Genomic DNA, 18547 nt, shown 5'->3' on the forward strand with positions numbered 1-18547 from the left:
GCTGCGGTCAGTCCCTCTCGTCCTGGTCGGCCGCGTCCGTGGTCAGGTCGCCCTCGTGCGCCACCTCGTCCTCAGCCCACAGGCCCGAGATGCGCTCCTGCTCGAGTTCTGCTCGGGCCGCGGCCTTCGCGTCCATGCGTTCGAAGTACTCCTCGCGGCGCTCGTTGCGGGTCGGACGGGAACTGCCGCCGATGCGCGAGTCGGTGCCGCGGGCACTCGTGATGAGTTCGGCCGTCGAGGTGAGCGTCGGCTCCCAGTCGAAGACGGTGCCGCCGTCGCCACCGATGACGACCGTGGACCCGGCGACGGCGCCGGCCTTGAACAGGCCGTCCTCGACGCCGAGCTTCGCCAGGCGGTCGGCGAGGTAGCCGATCGCCTCTTCGTTGGTGAAGTCGGTCTGCTGCACCCAGCGCTCCGGCTTCGCACCGCGGACGCGGTAGAAGCGGTGCTCCTCGCCGCCCTCGGCGCGGACGGTGAACGGCTTGTCGTCGACGGCCTTGGGACGCAGGACGATGCGCTCGGCGACCGGCTCCGCCGCACGGGAGGCGCGGGCCTGCTCCACGACGTCGGCCAACGCGAACGTCAGCTCGCGCAGCCCCTTGCGGGATGCGGTGGAGATCGGGAAGACGCGGTAGCCGCGCCCTTCGAGCTCGGCCGTGACGAACTCGGCGAGTTCCGCGGCCTCGGGCACGTCGATCTTGTTGAGCGCGATCATCTGCGGGCGCTCGAGCAGCGGAACCTGGCCCTCGGGGACCGGGTAGCGCGCGAGCTCGCCGAGGATGACGTCGAGGTCGCTGACGGGGTCACGACCGGGGTCGAGCGTCGCGCAGTCGATGACGTGCAGCAGTGCCTCGCAGCGCTCGACGTGGCGGAGGAACTCGAGCCCGAGGCCCTTGCCCTCCGACGCGCCCTCGATGAGACCGGGGACGTCGGCGACGGTGAAGCGGGTCGAACCGGACTCGACGACGCCGAGGTTCGGCGTGAGGGTCGTGAACGGGTAGTCGGCGATCTTCGGCTTCGCGGCGGAGATCGCGGCGATGAGCGAGGACTTGCCGGCGCTCGGGAACCCGACGAGTGCGACGTCGGCGATGGTCTTGAGTTCGAGGCTGACGTCACCGGACCAGCCCTCGGTGCCGAGCAGGGCGAAGCCGGGGGCCTTGCGCTTCGTGGTCGCGAGAGCCGCGTTGCCGAGGCCGCCCTGGCCACCGGGGGCGATGACGACGCGCATGCCGGGCTCGGTCATGTCCGCGATGACCTGGCCGTCCTCGTCGTACACCACGGTGCCGATCGGGATGGGGAGCTCGAGGGTCTCCCCGCTGATGCCGCTGCGCATGTCGCCCATGCCGGGCTGGCCGTTCTTCGAGGATCGGTGCGGCGAGCGGTGGTAGCCGAGCAGGGTCGTCACCTGCGGGTCGGCGACGAGGACGATGTCGCCGCCGTCACCGCCGTTGCCGCCGTCCGGGCCGGCGAGGGGCTTGAACTTCTCACGGCGGACCGACACGCAGCCGTTGCCGCCGTTGCCCGCGCTGAGGTGCAGGGTCACGCGGTCGACGAACGTCGCCATGGGTCCACTCCTAGGTGTTGCGAAAGAGAACGGGAGGGGCGGGCACGTGGCCCGTCCCTCCCGCAGAGTCTGGTCGTCGGTGTTACGCGTTGACGATGTTGACGACCTTGCGGCCGCCCTTGGTGCCGAACTCGACCGCACCGGCCGAGAGGGCGAACAGCGTGTCGTCGCCACCGCGGCCGACGTTGGCGCCGGGGTGGAAGTGGGTGCCACGCTGGCGGAGGATGATCTCACCGGCGTTGACGACCTCGCCACCGAAGCGCTTCACGCCGAGGCGCTGTGCGTTCGAGTCACGACCGTTGCGAGTGGAGCTCGCACCCTTCTTGTGTGCCATCTTCTACTCCCGCCTTACGCGATCGAGGTGATCTTGACACGGGTGAGCTCAGCGCGGAAACCCTGACGCTTCTTGTACCCGGTCTTGTTCTTGAACTTCTGGATGACGACCTTCGGACCGCGGAGGTCCTCGAGCACCTCGGCGGTGACGGTCACGTTCGCGAGCTCGGAAGCCGCCGACGTGATCTTGTCACCGTCCACGAGGAGCACCGGGGCGAGGTCGATGTTGCCCTTGTCGTCGGCCTTGGCACGGTCGATCGTGATGATCGTGCCGACCTCGACCTTCTCCTGACGGCCGCCGGCGCGCACTACTGCGTAAACCACGTGGAAATCCTTACGTAACTCTGCTTGAGGGAAGTCTCGGGTGCCCACTTCTGCACGAGCGGCTCCCGGAGGCCGGGCCCGATCGGCGACGCAGGCAGAACGGCCCGCTGACACCAGGGATCGAGAATACTCGATGCCCCCAGGTCCGGTCAAACGGGGACACACGTACGATTGCCGTGTGACCGTGCTGATCGACCCGCCGACGTGGCCCGCACACGACACTCTGTGGTCGCACCTCGTCAGTGACACATCCTACGACGAGCTGCATGCGTTCGCGGACCGCACCGGGGTGCCGCGGCGGGCGTTCGACCACGACCACTACGACGTCCCGCTCTCGCGGTACGAGGAACTCGTCGCGGCGGGGGCGCGGGCGGTCACCGGACGCGAGCTGGTCCTCCGCCTCATCGGGAGCGGCCTGCGGGTCGCGCAGCGGGACAAGCGCACGCTCTGAGGCGCCGTCGGGCGCACACGCTCGACCTGGCAGCGACCTGGGGGCACGGGGCACCACCGCGCGCCGGCGCCGCCCCGGCGGATGCACGGTCGTACACAGCGCGCCGGCTCGCGCGGACACGGCACGCCCGGCACGGGGACACAGCTGTCGGCGCGCGACGGCGCCGCACGGCTCAGCGGGGCCGCGGACCACCCCAGGGGTCGGACGGCGGCTGCGGCGGCGCGTACGGCGGCACGGACGGCTGCTGCGCGCCCTGCTGCGACGTCGGCCGGACCGTCGCCGGCGGTACGGCGTCCGGCTGGCGGACGGTGCCGGGCGTCCCCGGTGCTCCCGGCCCACGACGAGGGCCACGCGGACGTCCGAGCCAGAGCCACGCGGCGGTGGAGGTCGCCAGGAGCATCAGCGTGAGGGGCAGGCCGCTCTGCAACGGTCTCGTGAACACGTCGATCACGATCCGCGCTCCCCCGGAGGTCACGGCGCCGAACGCACCGGTGAACACCCCGACGAGCGCGAGGGCGACCGTCCCGGCGGCGCCGGCGAGCACGGTGCGGAGCAGCACCGTGGGCAGCGGGCTCCGGCGGGCGATGGGGGTGAGGAACGCGAGCGCGAGGAACGCCCCCGCGTAGAAGGGGAACGGCGCCGCGAACACACCCGTGACGAACCCGGAGACCAGGCTGTCCCCGGCTCCGTACGACGAGAACGGGTGCACGACGAGCGACGCCCCCAGCAGCCCGAACAGCCCGGCGACGAACTCGACGAGGACGACCGAGACGACGGCGATGAGCGCTCCGGCGGTGTTCGTCACGGAGGCGCCCGGCGCGAAGGCCCGGCGCGGGTCGGCGTCGGGGCGCGGCGGCCGGGGCGGTGGGTACGCGCCGCGCTGGGGTGCGCCGTACCGGTCCCCTGCGGTCGGGTACGGACCGCCCTGCGGCGCCCCGTACTGCGGCGCGGACGGCGCGGGCTGTGACCAGCCCGCGCCGTAGTACCCACGGTCCTGCTGCGGCCGCTGCGGGTCGCCGGGGATCGACATCGTCAGTTCCCCAGGATCACGGCGCCGTCGTCGGTGCTGTCGCCGTCGGTGCTCGCCGGCGCGCTGATGCTCGGCGACGAGACCCGCCGGGAACGCGAGCGTCCCTGGCCGGGCTGCTTCGGCTCCGGGAGCGCCTGCAGGACGGAGTCGAGCAGGGACTCGGCGTCGCCGCTGACCTTGCGGGGCTCGCGCTTCGTGGCGGCGATCGGGATGTCGAGGATGGCGACCGAGGTCTCCGTCGGGGTCACGGGCGCGCTGGAGCTGACGCGGCGGCGGACCGGGGCCTTCGCCGGGGCGTCGTCCGTCGTGGTCGGTCCGGCCGTCGGTGCGCCCGCAGACCCGGACCCGACGGACGTGGACGCCGGAGCGTCGTCGACCGACGGAGACGGAGCCGAGGCGGGCGACGGGACGTCCACCGTCTCCGGCGCTCCCCCGCCCCGCCCGCCGCGACGGCGACGACGCTTGGACCCCGACGGCTGCTCGCTCGGTTCGGCGGCGTCGGAGGCCGGACCCGTGGCGGGACCGTCGGACGGTGCCTCGGGTGCGGAGGCCTCCGGTGCCGACACCGGCGTCGCCGGGGTCGGGTGCGACTCGTGCTCGTCGTGCGGGATCGTCGACGCGGCGATCCGCGAGAGGGCGTTCTTGACGTCGTCGGTGATCTGGTGCGTCTGCGACGACGAGCCGTTCGACCCGCCGTTCGACGCACCGGAGCCGTTCCCGCCGCCGTTGTTCCCGCCGTTGCCGTTGCCACCGCGGCCCTTGCGACGGCCCTTCGACGGCCCCGGGTCGGCGTTGTTGTCGTTGACCTTGGCGTTCACCTCGTCGAGGGACTCGCGGAGTCCGACGCCGATCTTCTTGCGGGTCATCTGCACGAGGCCGAGCGAGGTGACCTCGGCGACCTGGTGCTTCGTGCGGTCGCGGCTGAGGCACTCGACGAGACGTCGCAGCACGAGGTCGCGGTTCGACTCGAGGACCATGTCGATGAAGTCGACCACGATGATGCCGCCGATGTCACGCAGACGGAGCTGGCGGACGATCTCCTCGGCGGCCTCGAGGTTGTTCTTCGTGACGGTCTCCTCGAGGTTGCCCCCGGAGCCGACGAACTTGCCCGTGTTGACGTCGATGACCGTCATGGCCTCGGTGCGGTCGATCACGAGCGAGCCGCCCGACGGCAGCCAGACCTTGCGGTCGAGGGCCTTCTCGATCTGCTCGTTGAGCCGGTACTCCTCGAACGAGTCCGGACCGTCGTAGAGCTCGACGCGGTCCTTGAGGTCCGGTGCGACCGCCGACAGGTACTCGTCGATGGTGGCGCGGGCCGACTCGCCGTCGATGATGAGCTTCGTGAAGTCCTCGTTGAAGACGTCGCGCACGATCTTGACGAGCAGGTCGGGCTCGGAGTGGAGCATGGCCGGCGCGTGCCCGTTCGCGACCTTCTTCTGGATGGCCTCCCACTGGCTGGTGAGGCGCTGCACGTCGCGGGTGAGCTGCTCCTCGGTGGCACCCTCGGCCGCCGTGCGGACGATGACGCCGGCGTGCTCGGGGAGGACCTCCTTGAGGATCTTCTTGAGACGCGCACGCTCGGTGTCGGGGAGCTTGCGGGAGATGCCGTTCATCGAGCCGTTCGGCACGTACACGAGGTAGCGGCCGGGCAGCGAGACCTGGCTGGTCAGGCGCGCACCCTTGTGCCCGACGGGGTCCTTCGTGACCTGCACGAGGACCTTGTCGCCCGGCTTGAGCGCGGCCTCGATGCGTCGCCCGTGGTTTCCGGTGTCGACCGATGCCCAGTCGACCTCGCCCGCGTAGAGCACGGCGTTGCGGCCGCGGCCGATGTCGACGAAGGCGGCCTCCATCGAGGGCAGCACGTTCTGGACCTTGCCGAGGTACACGTTGCCGATGAGCGACACGTTGTGCGACTTCGTCACGTAGTGCTCGGCGAGGACGTTGTCCTCGAGCACGCCGATCTCGATCTTCGAGGAGCTCGACCGGACGATCATCTGCCGGTCGACGCTCTCGCGGCGGGCGAGGAACTCGTCCTCGGTGACGACCTGGCGACGACGGCCCGCGTCGCGCCCGTCACGACGACGCTGCTTCTTGGCCTCGAGCCGGGTCGAGCCCTTCACCTTCTGCGGCTCGGTGATGTACTCGACCTCGCGGCGACGCGGTTCCTGGTGGTCGCGCGGCTCACGCGACTCGCGATCGGCGCTCGTGCCGCGGCGACGCGAACGTCGGCGTCCGCCGCCCTGCTCGTCGTCCTCGTCCTCGTCGACGCGGGGCGCACGGTACGGCAGCTCCGGCAGGACCGGTGCGTGGAAGATGAGGCTGAGCGTGCTCGTCGCCTTCGGCACGAACGGCTCGTCGGCGGCCGGCTGCTCCGGCTCGGCGGTCGGGGCAGGCGTCGTGTCGTCGGAGGACAGCGACCGGGAGGCGCGGTCCGCCTCCGCCACGTCGCTCACCGGGGCAGCGTCGGTGCCGTCCACGACCGGCAGGTCGCCGGTGACCGTGCTGACGTCGTGCGGCTCGTCGCTCGCCGCGGCGACCGCCTCCACCTCGACCGAGACCGCTGCCGCGACGGCGCCGGACACGGCGTCCGGCTCCGCAGCAGGAGCGGCGGTCGTCACCGTCTCGTCGCTCGGCGCGACCGACCCGTCAGCGGTACCGTTCCCGCCGGCGTCCCCCCGCGCCTCCTGGCCGGCGGACCGGGCGCGACGGCCGCCGAACAGGCGACCGCGACGCTTCGGCGCGACTTCTTCGTTGTTCGTGTTGTCGTTGTTCTGCTCCACCATGGACCTGGTGCACTCCTTGACCCCGCTCGCGTCCTCGTCGGACGGCGGGAACTCTGTCGTTGTTGCGGGCGGCGTCCACGCCCCCGCGTTCGCTGTCTTGTGACCGGCGCGTCGACTTCTCGTGTCCGCTGCCGTTCCGTGTCGGGCACCCGGCCCTGACGGCTCGGCGTCGGAGTGACGCGAGTCCCGGTCACGGTGCGCTCTCACCGCACCTGATCGTCCGGGCGGCGCCCGGAAAGCTTTCGTCGTCGCGCGGATCGGCCGCACGACCTGGAGCGATTATCGCATGCCGCGCCCGGAAAGGACCGGAGGCGGCATGCGATGATGACGCCGTGAGCACGCCAGCACCCGCCGCCCGCCGTCCGATCGCCATCGCGGTCTTCCTCCTGATCACCGGCGCGGTCGGTCTCTACGGGTCCTTCTCGCTCGTCCTCGACGAGTTCGCGAAGTACGCGAACCCGAAGAAGGTCCTCTCCTGCGACGTCAACCCGTTCATCAGCTGCTCGGACGTCATGGCGAGCTGGCAGGGGCACCTGTTCGGCTTCCCGAACCCCCTGCTCGGGGTGATGGGGTTCGTCGCCCCGATCGCCGTGGCGATCCTGCTCCTGGCCGGGTTCCGGAACGGTTCCCGGTGGTTCTGGATCGCGTTCAACGCCGGGGTGTTCCTGGCGTGGGTGTTCGTGACCTGGCTGTTCACCCAGACCGTCTGGTTCATCGGCGCCCTCTGCCCGTGGTGCATGCTCGTCTGGTCGATGACCATCCCGATGTTCTGGGTGTTCACGATCTGGAACGCCGCGCAGGGCCGCTTCGGCGCCGGTACCCAGCGCCTCGGACGGGTGCTGCTGCCGTTCTGCTGGGCGTTCCCGCTCGCGAACTACCTCTTCATCGTCGTGACGATCCTCATCAAGTTCCCGACGCTCCTTTCGTCCTTCTGAACCTCCGCTGTGCGTTGTCGATGACGCGTCATCCGATTCCTGGGTGCTTCCCAGCCTGAGCGACCGATCGGCCGCCGACCTGCCCCTACGCTCGATCTCGATGAGCGAGAACGAGAGCAAGAAGGCACGGCGGGACGCGGCACGGGAACGTGCGCGCGCGGCTCGTGAGAAGGAGCAGGCGCGTCGTCGTCGCAACCGCACGCTGGGGATCAGCGGCATCATCGTCGGCGCGCTCGCGGTGATCGCGATCGTCGTCGTGGTGATCGCGAACTCGGTGCAGCCCGCCGGCCCCGGCCCGAAGAACATGGCGAGCGACGGCGTGCTCCTGCACGGGGTGAACGGCAAGATCGTGCCCGTGACGACCGGGGCCGTCCCGGACGGTGGCAAGCCGACCCCGACGAAGCAGGACGACTCGGTCGCGAACATCACGGTGTACTCGGACTACATGTGCCCGTACTGCAACCAGTTCGAGACGAGCCAGATGTCCCAGATCCAGCAGTGGGTGAAGGACGGCTCGGCCACGCTCGAGCTGCACCCGTTCAACCTGCTCGACCGCTCGTCGCTCGGCTCGAAGTACTCGACCCGTTCCGCGGCGGCAGCCGCCTGCGTCGCGAACTACGACCCGGACGCCTTCCTCGCGTACAACAGCGCGCTCTACGAGAACCAGCCGTCCGAGAACACGCGTGGCCTGACGAACGACAAGCTCGCCTCCTTGGCGAAGGCGGCGGGGGCGACGAACGGCAAGGTCGCCTCCTGCATCACGGATCAGCAGTTCGCCGGATGGGTGGGGGCCGCGACGAACCGCGTCCTCAACGACAAGATCCCGAACTCGTCGCTCGACAAGGTCACCGGCACTCCCACGGTGATCGTCAACGGCAAGCAGTACAGCGGTTCACTCACCGACACGGACGCGTTCGCGGCGTTCGTCGAGCAGAACGGCGCGAAGGCGTGACACCCGGACACCCCGGACGACCACGGCCCCCGCTTCCGATCCGGAAGCGGGGGCCGTGGTCGTCCGGCGGGGGTCCTACTCCGACTTGGACGCCGCGTCGATCTCGCTGACGACGTCGGTCAGCGTGGCGATCTTCTTGCCGTTCACGAGGACCGTCGGCGTGCCGAAGCCCTGCGTGCCCTGCAGGCTCTTGTCCGCGAGGACGGCGTTCGTGGACTTCGTCACCCATCCGCGGAACTGCTCGCTCGAGAGGCACTGGGAGACGTCCGAGCCCGTCGCGCCGCCCGCCTTGACGAGTTTCGCGATCTGCGCGTTCGTCAGCCCGTCGGAGCCCTCCGCCGGCTGGTTGTCGAAGAACTGCGTCTGGACGTCGAGGAACTTGTCCGGCGCGTGGTCGGCGACGCACATCGCGGCGTTCGCGGCGCGGCTGGCGTACCGGGAGTTCCGGTAGTTCCGGTCGAGGATCGACACGGGCTGGATCGCCAGCGTCGCGTCGCCGGACTTGACCTTGTCGAGGATCTGGTCGGCGTACGCGGCCTCGAACTGCTTGCACACCGGGCACGCCCAGTCGACGTACTCGGTGACCGCGACTGCACCGTCCGGGTTCGACGTCGGGACGGCGGACGGCGTGCCCTTCGCGGACACCGCCTTCGTGGTCACCGGGGTCACCTTGCCGTCACCGCCGGTGAACTGGATCGCACCGGTCGCCATGTTCCTCGGGCCCGCGGCCGAGGTGCTGCCGCCGTTGTTCACGTTGACGACGACGATCGCGACGATCGCTGCGATCGCGACGATGCCGAGTCCGATCCCGCCCTGCAGGAACCACCGGTTGCGGCGCTTCCGCCGCTTCTCGGCCTCGGCCCGCTGCCGGGCGACCTCACGCGCGTGCTGACGACGCTCGTTCTTGGTGGGACGGTCGTTGTTGGTCATGCTCGACGCTCCGGGCTCACGCGAACCAGAGTGCGAGCTCGCGGGCCGCGGACTCGGGGCTGTCCGAACCGTGCACGAGGTTCTGCTGCACCTTGAGGCCCCAGTCGCGACCGAGGTCGCCACGGATGGTGCCCGGCGCGGCGGACGTCGGGTCGGTGGTGCCCGCGAGGGACCGGAAGCCGGCGATCACCGCGTTGCCGGCGACGCGCACGGCGACCACCGGCCCGGACTGCATGAACTCGACGAGCGGTTCGAAGAAGGGCTTGCCCTGGTGCTCCTCGTAGTGGGCGTCGAGCAGGTCACGGGGGGCCGTCAGCATCTTCAGGTCGACGATCTCGTAGCCCTTGGCCTCGATCCGGCGGAGGATCTCACCGGTGAGCTGGCGGGCGACGCCGTCGGGCTTGACGAGGACGAGGGTCTCTTCGAGGTCGGACACGCAGAACTCCTAGTGTGTTCGGGGTCGAACGGTGTGGTCAGTCCTCGCCGAGCGCGGCCCGTCGCCGCGCGTTCTGACGGTCGAGCTGACCGCCCTTGGCGAAGCAGAAGACCCACAGCGCCAGGAACACCACGGCGACCGCGAACATGAACGGCTCGATGAACCCGGTGGCGAGGATGGCCGCCTGCAGCAGCCACCCGAACCATACACCGGCGCGGTTGCCGGTCAGGCGTGACGCGAGCGCCAGTACGATCATCGAGCCGATGCCGCCGCCGAACGCGGCGGCCGGCGGCAGCGTGCCCTTCCCGAACACGACGAGCATCGGGAAGAAGAACATGATCGCCTCGAGGATCAGGGTGATCGACAGCAGACTCTCCTGTGCCCCGCGTTCCCGGCGCGGCTTCCGCGTGCGCGGTGCGCGGCCGGTCCGGGAGGCGCGGTCTGCGTCCGTCACTTCGTCTCCCCTTCCGCGTGGACCAGGTCCATGACCTTCCCCACCATCACGATGGAACCCGCGACGAGCACCATGGCGTCCTCGGCATCGGCGTCGTCGGCGAGGTCGCGCGCCTCCTGGAGCGCGGCCTCGAGCGCCGGTTCGACGACCACGCGGTCCTCGCCGACCTCGTCGACGACGATGCGGGCGAAGGCGTCCGCGTCGAGCGCGCGGTCCCCCGGCGGTTGCGTCACGACGAACGTCTGCACGGTGTCCTTCAGCGCCCGGACGAACCCGCGGGCGTCCTTGTCCGCAAGGATCCCGACGACCCCGACGACGTGCCCGGACGGGAACGCGACGGGGAGCGCTTCGGCGAGTGCTCGGGCGCCGTGCGGGTTGTGCGCCGCGTCGACCACCACGGTCGGCTCCTGCGCGATCGGCTGCAGGCGTCCGGGGCTCGTCGCACCGGCGAGCCCCTCGGACAGGACGTCCTCGTCGAGGGCCTGCGAGCCGCGGCCGATGAAGGACTCCACCGCGGCGATCGCCACGGCGGCGTTGTCGGCCTGGTGCCGCCCGAACAGCGGCAGGAACAGGTCGTCGTACCGACCGGCGATGCCCTGCACGGTGATGAGCTGCCCGCCGACCGCCGGGGTGACGTCGACCACCCGGAACCGATCGCCCTCGACCGCGAGGGTCGACTCGGTGAGCTCGGCCGCGCGCTGCAGTTCGGCGAGCGCCTCGGGCGTCTGGGCGCTCGACACGACCGACGACGACGGCTTGATGATCCCCGACTTCGTGCGGGCGATCTCGGCCACGGTGCCGCCGAGCTGCTTCGCGTGGTCGATCGCGATCGGCGTGAACACCGCGACCTGGCTCTGCACGACGTTCGTGGAGTCCCACTCGCCGCCCATGCCGACCTCGATCACGGCGACGTCCACCGGTGCCTCGGCGAAGCACGCCAGGGCGAGGACCGTGAGCGCCTCGAAGAACGTCAACGGGAGTTCGCCCTTGTCGGTGAGCTCGCGGTCCGTCATCTCGAGGATCGGGACGATGTCGTCCCAGTTCTCCACGAAGCGGCTCGGCTCGATCGGTGCGCCGTCGATGACGATGCGTTCCCGGATCGACACCAGGTGCGGGCTCGTCATGAGCCCGGTACGGAGGCCGTGCGCGCGGACGATGCTCTCGGTCATCCGAGCGGTCGAGGTCTTGCCGTTCGTCCCGGTGAGGTGGATCACCGGGTACGACAGGTGCGGGTCGCCGAGGAGCTCGACGGCCCGTCGGGTGGCGGACAGCCGGTGCTCGGGCGACTGCTCCCCGATGCGGGCGTACAGCGCCTCCTCGACGCGCCGGACCTCGTCGTCGTCCCCGGCGTAGGCCACCGCCTCCGTCGGAGCGGCATCGCCGGCCGGACCGACCGGGATCCGGATCCCCTCGGCCTGGTCACCGTCGAGGTCGTCGTACTGCTCGTCGTTGATGTCGCTCATGCGCGTGCCACCTCCACGGACACCTTCGCACCGTCGCCGACGTCGGTGCCCTCGCTCTCCGCGAACTCGGTCGGCTCGACCTCGACGCTGGTCGACAGGGTCTCGCCGGCGATGAGCTGCTCGTGCGCCCGCACGGCGTCGGCCGCGTCGGGGGACACCCGCAGGCGTAGGGCGATGCGGTCGCTGACGTCGAGGTCGGCGTCGCGGCGGGCCTGCTGCACGGCGCGGACGACGTCGCGGGCGAGCCCCTCGGCCTCGAGCTCGGGCGTCGTGACGGTGTCGAGCACGGCGAAGCCGCCGCCGTCGAGGAACGCCACGGCCACGGAGTCGTCCGCGACGGTGAGGTCGAGCGTGTACTCGCCCTCGACCAGGTCGACGCCGCCGACGGTCACGCCGGACTCGGTGGCGGTCCAGTCGCCGCGCTTGGCGGCGGGGATGACCTGCTGGACCTGCTTGCCGATCCGCGGGCCGGCGGCGCGGGCGTTGACGGTGAGCTTCCGCTCGATGCCGTAGCGGCCGAGCGAGGACTCCTCCTGCTGCTCGAGCACGACCTGCTTGACGTTGAGTTCGTCGCGGAGGATGTCCGAGAAGGGCTCGAGCGCCGCCGGGTCGGGCACGACGAGGGTGAGCGTCGCGAGCGGCAGGCGGACGCGCTTGCCCGTGGCCTTCCGGAGCGCGAGGCCCTTCGAGGCGACGTCGCGCACCCGGTCCATGGCATCGACGAGGGCGTCGTCGGCCGGGAACTCCGCCGCGTCGGGGAAGTCCTGCAGGTGGACGCTGCGCCCGCCGGTGAGGCCCTGCCAGACCTCCTCGGTGACGAGCGGTGCCAGGGGCGCGGCGACGCGGGTGAGCGTCTCGAGCACGGTGTACAGCGTGTCGAACGCCGCCTGCGCCTCGGGCGACGATGCCGCTCCGGCCCAGAACTTGTCACGCGACCGGCGGACGTACCAGTTCGTCAGCACGTCGGCGAAGTCCCGCACGGCCTGGGCGGCGAGCGGTGTGTCGAGCGCGTCGAGGTGCGCGGTGACGTCCTCGACGAGCACCCGGGTCTTCGCCAACAGGTACCGGTCGAGCACGTCGGTGCTGTCCGTCCGTCGCGACGCCTGGTAGCCGTCGGCACCGGACGCGTTCGCGTACAGGGTGAAGAAGTAGTACGTCGACCAGAGCGGCAGCAGGAACTCGCGGACGCCCTGGCGGATCCCCTCCTCGGTGACGACGAGGTTGCCGCCGCGGATCACCGACGACGACATGAGGAACCAGCGCATCGCGTCGGCGCCGTCGCGGTCGAAGACCTCGGACACGTCCGGGTAGTTCCGCAGCGACTTCGACATCTTCTGCCCGTCCGAGCCGAGCACGATGCCGTGGCTGATGACGTTCCGGAACGCGGGCCGGTCGAACAACGCGGTGGAGAGCACGTGCATGACGTAGAACCAGCCGCGCGTCTGTCCGATGTACTCGACGATGAAGTCCGCCGGGTTGTGCGACTCGAACCACTCGCGGTTCTCGAACGGGTAGTGCACCTGGGCGTACGGCATCGACCCCGAGTCGAACCAGACATCGAACACGTCGGTGATCCGGCGCATGGTGGACTGTCCGGTCGGGTCGTCGGGGTTCGGGCGCGTCAGGTCGTCGATGAACGGCCGGTGCAGGTCGACCTCGCCGTCCGCGTTCACCGGCAGCCGACCGAAGTCACGCTCGATCTCCTCGAGCGACCCGTACACGTCCGTGCGCGGGTGGGCCGGGTCGTCCGACTGCCAGACCGGGATGGGCGTGCCGAAGTACCGGTTGCGGGACACCGACCAGTCGATGGCGTTCCCGACCCACTTGCCGAACTGGCCGTCCTTGACGTTCTCCGGCACCCAGTTGATCTGCTGGTTCAGCTCGCCCATGCGGTCGCGGAGCTCGGTGACGCGGACGAACCACGACGAGACCGCCTTGTAGATGAGGGGCTTCCGGCAGCGCCAGCAGTGCGGGTAGCTGTGCTCGTAGGACGCCTGACGGAGCAGCCGTCCGGCGTCGCGGACGGCCTTCGTCAGCGGCTTGTTGGCGTCCGACCACAGGAGCCCGGCGACCTCGCCGAACTGCGACGTGAAGACGCCGCCCTCGTCGAGGGACAGGACCACGGGGATGCCCGCGGCGGCGCAGACCTCCTGGTCGTCGGCGCCGTAGGCCGGGGCCTGGTGCACGATGCCGGTGCCCTCGCCCGTCTCGACGTAGTCCGCGACGAGGATCCGCCACGCGTGCTCGTACCCCTCGGTGCCGTCGAGGAAGTCGAACAGGCGCTCGTACTCGACCCCGTCGAGCTCGCGCCCCGCGATCGTCCGCGTGACGGCCTCGGCAGCGGCGTCGGCCGACTCGTAGCCGAGGTCCTTCGCGTACGCGGCCACCGTGTCGGACGCGAGCAGGTACGCGGCGGAACCCGCGGGACCACCGTCAGCCGCGCCTCCCGGCCCGGCGGGCAGCACCACGTACGAGACCGCGGGCCCGACGGCCAGTGCGGCGTTGGTCGGCAGGGTCCACGGGGTCGTCGTCCAGGCGAGCGCCCGCACGCCGTCGAGGCCCAGCTCGGCGGCACGGGCACCGCGCAGCGGGAACGAGACCGTGACGGACTGGTCCTGGCGCATCTTGTAGACGTCGTCGTCCATGCGCAGCTCGTGGTTCGACAGCGGCGTCTGGTCGTTCCAGCAGTACGGCAGGACCCGGAAGCCCTCGTACGCCAGCCCCTTGTCCCAGAGCTGCTTCCACGCCCACAGCACGCTCTCCATGAACGTCACGTCGAGGGTCTTGTAGTCGTGCTCGAAGTCCACCCAGCGCGCCTGGCGGGTGACGTACGCCTGCCACTCGTCGGTGTACTGCAGCACCGACTTCTTCGCGGCGGCGTTGAAGACGTCGACGCCCATCTCGTCGATCTCGTGCTTCTCGGTGATGCCGAGCTGCCGCATCGCCTCGAGCTCGGCGGGCAGGCCGTGCGTGTCCCACCCGAAGCGGCGGTGCACCTGCTTGCCGCGCATCGTCTGGTAGCGCGGGAAGACGTCCTTCGCGTAGCCGGTCAGCAGGTGGCCGTAGTGCGGCAGGCCGTTCGCGAAGGGCGGGCCGTCGTAGAACGTCCACTCGTCGCAGCCCTCGCGCTGGTCGATCGAGGCCTGGAACGTGCCGTCGCCCTTCCAGAAGGCGAGGATCCCCTGCTCGACGGCGGGGAAGCTCGGCGAGGGCGTGACGCCGTCGGCGTTCGAGTTCAAGGGGTAGCGCACCGCATGGCTCCTGTGGTCGGGGTTCTCTGCCACGAGGACGGAGCGTGCTCCGCGGTACCACCTCGCTTGCCGCGCCTGGTTGCTGCGCGACCGCTCGTGTTCGGGGTTCGCGCGGCCCGGTCCGCCCGGCTCTACTGACGGCCCGTGTGATGGTCCGCGTTCTTCCGGAGGCTCCCCGGTGATGGCCGGTTCGACGCCTGTGTGCACGAGTTTAGCGGACGGGAGCATGCTGGAGCGATGCCGTCGTCTGATCCTGCCCCTGCCCAGCAGGACCGCCCCGAATCCCTGCTCACCGTCGTCATCGCGTTCGGCGCGAACCTGCTCGTCGCGATCGCGAAGACCGTCGCCTCCATGATCTCCGGGTCCGCGTCCATGGTCGCCGAGGCGGCGCACTCGTGGGCGGACACCGGCAACGAGGTGTTCCTGCTCGTCGCCGAACGGCGCGGGGCGCGCAAGCGGGACACCGCGCACCCGCTCGGGTACGGCCGCGAGACCTACATCTGGTCGATGTTCGCCGCGTTCGGCCTGTTCACCGCCGGCGCGATCGTGTCGATCTACCACGGCATCACCGAGCTCGGGGACACCGGTCCCGCCGAGGACGTGCTGCTCAACTACATCGTGCTCGGACTGTCGTTCTGCCTCGAGGGGACGAGCTTCCTGCAGGCGTACCGCCAGGCGCACGGAGCGGCGACGAAGCGGCGCGTGCCGGTGCTCCGCCACGTGCTCCAGTCGTCGAACCCGACGCTGCGGGCCGTGTTCGCCGAGGACGCCGCGGCGCTCATCGGGCTCGTCGTCGCGTTCCTCGGGGTGTTCCTGCACCAGGTCACCGGACTGGCGGTGTTCGACGCCGTCGGCTCGATCGCGATCGGCGTCCTGCTCGGCGTGGTCGCGGTCGTGCTCATCGACCGGAACCGGCGCTTCCTGCTCGGCGAGAGCACCTCCCCCGAGCTGGAGAACGCCGTGCTGCTCGAACTCCTCGGGCGCGAGCAGATCGAGCGCGTCACCTACCTGCACCTGGAGTTCGTCGGACCGAGCCGGGTCTACCTCGTCGCCGCCGTCGACCTGACCGGGAACGAGAACGAGGAGCACGTCGCGGTGCGGCTGCGGGACGTCGAGGCCTCGCTCGAGCAGAGCCAGTACATCGAGGAGGCCGTCCTCACGCTCAGCTACCCGGGCGACGACTCACTCGTGCCGACCGCCCGCGACGTCCCCGAGGTCGTGCGGGACGGCACGGTCGAGGACGTCGCGTCAGGCGGCGCGGGGACGCTCCGCACCGACTGACGGACGGCGCGTCGGCGTCCGTCCGACAGACGGCACGCCAGCCCTCCTCCAGCGGAAGGCTCCTCAGCGGGCGTCGAGCCCCGCCGCGACCGGGGTCAGCGCCGCGCCGACGTACTCGACGAGCGGTCGACGTCCCACACCGTCCGCCACCCACACGCCGAAGGCCGCCGCGGCGGCTCCGAGCATGGCGCCCGACACCGTCTGCGGCCACAGCGCGGCCGGGTGGTCGCCGGTGCGGCCGGCCACGAACGCGGAGACGGCGGCGTGCTGTGCCATCACCCGGGCGGCGACGCTCGCGACGAGTTCCGGCCCGATGCCCATCACCTCCGCCTGCGCGATCGCCCACGGGACCCGCTCGGGGTCGTGCGCGCGGGCGGCGGCGAGCAGCGCGTCCTCGACGGCCCGGACGGCCGAGCCCTCGGTGGACGCCGCGAGGTGCTCCGGGAGCGAGCCGACCGCCGCGTCGAGGTCCAGCCAGAGCACGTCGGACTTCGCCGTGAAGTAGTTGAAGAACGTCGCACGGCTCACCCCGGCACGGGCGGCGATGTGGTCGACCGTCGTCCGTCCGTAGCCCTGTTCGAGGAAGAGCTCGGCGGCGGCGTCCGCGAGCACCTCCGCACTCGAGCGTCGGGGGCGGCCGCCGCGGCGCATCGGTTCGTCCATGGCCCCAGTAAACCGCTAGACTCGTCCAGCCATGATCTTGGACTCAGTACAGAAAACCCGTCTCCGCATCGCGAGCGCGGTGGCGGGCGCCGCCACGATCCTCCTGGCCGTCTCGGCCTGCACCGGCGGCGGCGCGGCCACCGCGAACAGCACCCCCGTGGACGGCGGCACGCTCGTCTACGCCTCCGGCGACGCCGAACCGACCTGCCTCGACCCGCACGTCGGCGGCAACTACCCGCAGGCGCTGCTCTCCAGCCAGTACATCGAGGAGCTCACCGCGCTCCACGACGGCAAGCCGGTGCCCGCGCTCGCGAAGTCGTGGACGACGAGCGCCGACGGGAAGACGCTGACCTTCACGCTCCGCGACGACGTCAGGTTCACCGACGGCACCCCGTTCGACGCGGCAGCCGTCGTCGCGAACATCGAGCACGTGCAGGACCCGGCGACGGCGTCCAGCACCGGGTACCTCGCGTTGCAGTCCATCCAGCGAGCAACCGCCACCGACGAGCACACCGTCACGCTCACGCTGAGCCGCCCCGACAGCGCCCTGCTCGAGTCGTTCTCACAGCCCTGGGTGGGCATGGAGTCCCCGAAGGCCCTCGAGCGGCCGCAGGCGCAGAACTGCGAGTCCCCCGTCGGCACCGGGCCGTTCGCGGTCACCGGGTGGAAGCACGGCGACCGGGTGACGCTGCTGAAGAACACCTCCTACACCCCACTGCAGGGGAGCACGAAGCCCCGCCTCGACGGCATCACGTGGCGCTTCCTCCCGGACTCGACCTCGCGGTACGCGGCCCTGCAGTCCGGCCAGGTCGACGTCATCGACAACGCCCAGCCGGACCAGATCAAGGCTGCGTCGTCGAAGGGCTCGATCCGCGACCTCGACGCCCCGCGCCCCGGAGCGTCGAACCGCCTCGAACTGAACTCCGGCCACGGGGTGTTCCGCGACGAGGCAGTGCGCAAGGCGTTCATCGCCGGCGCGGAGGTTGACCCGGGCATCCGGTCGCTCTTCCTCGGCACCGCGAAGCGCTCATACTCGGTGCTCTCCAGCGTGGAGCCGTTCGCGTACTCGGACGAGAGCCTGTTCCGGTACTCCCCCAGCACGGCGAAGCGACTGCTCGACGAAGCCGGCTGGAAGACGGGCCCGGACGGCGTCCGCGAGAAGGACGGGCAACAGCTGACGGTGACGTTCCCGGTGTCGACGAACCAGTCGGTGCCCGCCGAACGCAGCCTCTTCCAGCAGATCCAGGCGTCCGAGAAGGCCGTCGGCTTCAAGGTCGTCCTCGACGAGCTCGACCTCTCCAGCTGGTACGCGGCCCTCGCGGCGAACCACTACGACGTCGTCAGCGCCCCGTACACGAAGGTCGGCGCGGACGTCCTGCGCATCCTCTACGACAGCGCGAGCATCAAGCCGGCACCCTCCGGGTACTTCGCCAACCTCGCGCAGCTCGACGACCCCGAGGTCGACCAGCTGCTCGAACGCGCCGCCCGGACGTCGGACACCGCCGAGCGCGGCGACCTGTACCAGCGGGCGCAGCAGGACATCCTCGCCAGCGGCACCGTCCTGCCCCTCTACGACCAGCAGAACCACTTCCTGCTCCGATCGAGCGTGCACGGCGTGCGGACCACCGCGGTCTCCACCCCGTGGTTCGGCGCGGCCTGGCTGGACCGCTGACGCGGCCCGGACCGGGAGGAACGGA

General features: G+C 70.7%; 16 protein-coding genes. 5 read left to right on the forward strand and 11 right to left on the reverse strand.

What is annotated here, in order from left to right; translation table 11 throughout:
* Window positions 1-7: 7 nt before the first annotated feature.
* From obgE to rplU, 3 genes are all read right to left on the reverse strand, one after another.
* Window positions 8-1564 (reverse strand): GTPase ObgE, encoded by a 1557-nt coding sequence (gene obgE, locus ACTJKO_RS10165; protein WP_440688264.1) that lies wholly within the window; start codon window positions 1562-1564, stop codon window positions 8-10.
* 82 nt (window positions 1565-1646) lie between these two features.
* Window positions 1647-1898 carry a 50S ribosomal protein L27 gene (rpmA, locus tag ACTJKO_RS10170; RefSeq protein WP_070416551.1) on the reverse strand — a complete coding sequence of 84 codons (252 nt, stop codon included), beginning with the start codon at window positions 1896-1898 and terminating at the stop codon, window positions 1647-1649.
* A gap of 14 nt (window positions 1899-1912) precedes the next feature.
* Entirely contained in the window at window positions 1913-2221 is a 309-nt protein-coding gene (gene rplU, locus ACTJKO_RS10175; protein WP_022905369.1) for a 50S ribosomal protein L21, read from the reverse strand.
* 178 nt (window positions 2222-2399) lie between these two features.
* Between rplU and ACTJKO_RS10180 the strand changes: the two genes are divergently transcribed.
* Window positions 2400-2672: a DUF4031 domain-containing protein gene (locus tag ACTJKO_RS10180; RefSeq protein ID WP_440688267.1), complete on the forward strand. Its 273-nt coding sequence runs from the start codon at window positions 2400-2402 to the stop codon at window positions 2670-2672.
* 172 nt (window positions 2673-2844) lie between these two features.
* Here the strand turns inward: ACTJKO_RS10180 and ACTJKO_RS10185 are convergent, their stop codons facing one another.
* Together ACTJKO_RS10185 and ACTJKO_RS10190 are read right to left on the reverse strand one after the other, a co-directional pair.
* Window positions 2845-3702: a hypothetical protein gene (locus ACTJKO_RS10185; protein ID WP_440688269.1), complete on the reverse strand. Its 858-nt coding sequence runs from the start codon at window positions 3700-3702 to the stop codon at window positions 2845-2847.
* A gap of 2 nt (window positions 3703-3704) precedes the next feature.
* Window positions 3705-6485: an Rne/Rng family ribonuclease gene (locus tag ACTJKO_RS10190; RefSeq protein ID WP_440688270.1), complete on the reverse strand. Its 2781-nt coding sequence runs from the start codon at window positions 6483-6485 to the stop codon at window positions 3705-3707.
* Window positions 6486-6817: 332 nt separating this feature from the next.
* On the opposite strand from ACTJKO_RS10190, the gene ACTJKO_RS10195 reads away from it, so the two are divergent.
* Together ACTJKO_RS10195 and ACTJKO_RS10200 are read left to right on the forward strand one after the other, a co-directional pair.
* Window positions 6818-7420, forward strand: coding sequence for a vitamin K epoxide reductase family protein (locus tag ACTJKO_RS10195; protein ID WP_440688272.1), 603 nt, complete (start codon window positions 6818-6820; stop codon window positions 7418-7420).
* Window positions 7421-7520: 100 nt separating this feature from the next.
* Window positions 7521-8372, forward strand: coding sequence for a DsbA family protein (locus tag ACTJKO_RS10200; RefSeq protein WP_440688274.1), 852 nt, complete (start codon window positions 7521-7523; stop codon window positions 8370-8372).
* Between the two features lie 75 nt (window positions 8373-8447).
* Here the strand turns inward: ACTJKO_RS10200 and ACTJKO_RS10205 are convergent, their stop codons facing one another.
* The 5 genes from ACTJKO_RS10205 to ileS are packed head-to-tail and all read right to left on the reverse strand — an operon-like array spanning window position 8448 to window position 14906.
* Entirely contained in the window at window positions 8448-9302 is an 855-nt protein-coding gene (locus tag ACTJKO_RS10205) for a DsbA family protein (protein WP_440688276.1), read from the reverse strand.
* A 16-nt stretch (window positions 9303-9318) separates the two neighbouring features.
* On the reverse strand, window positions 9319-9738 hold the full coding sequence (ndk, locus tag ACTJKO_RS10210) for a nucleoside-diphosphate kinase (RefSeq protein WP_440688278.1): 420 nt from the start codon (window positions 9736-9738) through the stop codon (window positions 9319-9321).
* 37 nt (window positions 9739-9775) lie between these two features.
* Window positions 9776-10192: a DUF4233 domain-containing protein gene (locus ACTJKO_RS10215; protein ID WP_440688280.1), complete on the reverse strand. Its 417-nt coding sequence runs from the start codon at window positions 10190-10192 to the stop codon at window positions 9776-9778.
* Window positions 10189-11655, reverse strand: coding sequence for a bifunctional folylpolyglutamate synthase/dihydrofolate synthase (locus ACTJKO_RS10220; protein ID WP_440688282.1), 1467 nt, complete (start codon window positions 11653-11655; stop codon window positions 10189-10191). Before ACTJKO_RS10220 ends, ACTJKO_RS10215 begins: the two co-directional genes overlap by 4 nt.
* A complete protein-coding gene (ileS, locus tag ACTJKO_RS10225; protein ID WP_440688284.1) occupies window positions 11652-14906 on the reverse strand; it encodes an isoleucine--tRNA ligase in 3255 nt (1084 codons plus the stop codon). The genes ACTJKO_RS10220 and ileS overlap by 4 nt, the downstream gene beginning before the upstream one ends.
* A 237-nt stretch (window positions 14907-15143) precedes the next feature.
* On the opposite strand from ileS, the gene ACTJKO_RS10230 reads away from it, so the two are divergent.
* Window positions 15144-16187 carry a cation diffusion facilitator family transporter gene (locus tag ACTJKO_RS10230; protein WP_440688286.1) on the forward strand — a complete coding sequence of 348 codons (1044 nt, stop codon included), beginning with the start codon at window positions 15144-15146 and terminating at the stop codon, window positions 16185-16187.
* A 63-nt stretch (window positions 16188-16250) separates the two neighbouring features.
* Here ACTJKO_RS10230 and ACTJKO_RS10235 read toward each other — a convergent pair whose 3' ends face one another.
* Window positions 16251-16850: a TetR/AcrR family transcriptional regulator gene (locus tag ACTJKO_RS10235; RefSeq protein ID WP_440688288.1), complete on the reverse strand. Its 600-nt coding sequence runs from the start codon at window positions 16848-16850 to the stop codon at window positions 16251-16253.
* Between the two features lie 31 nt (window positions 16851-16881).
* On the opposite strand from ACTJKO_RS10235, the gene ACTJKO_RS10240 reads away from it, so the two are divergent.
* Window positions 16882-18522, forward strand: a complete 1641-nt coding sequence (locus ACTJKO_RS10240) for an ABC transporter substrate-binding protein (protein ID WP_440688290.1) — start codon at window positions 16882-16884, stop codon at window positions 18520-18522.
* Window positions 18523-18547: the final 25 nt, after the last annotated feature.

Source organism: Curtobacterium sp. 22159, from assembly GCF_052045775.1.
Classification (GTDB): Bacteria; Actinomycetota; Actinomycetes; order Actinomycetales; family Microbacteriaceae; genus Curtobacterium.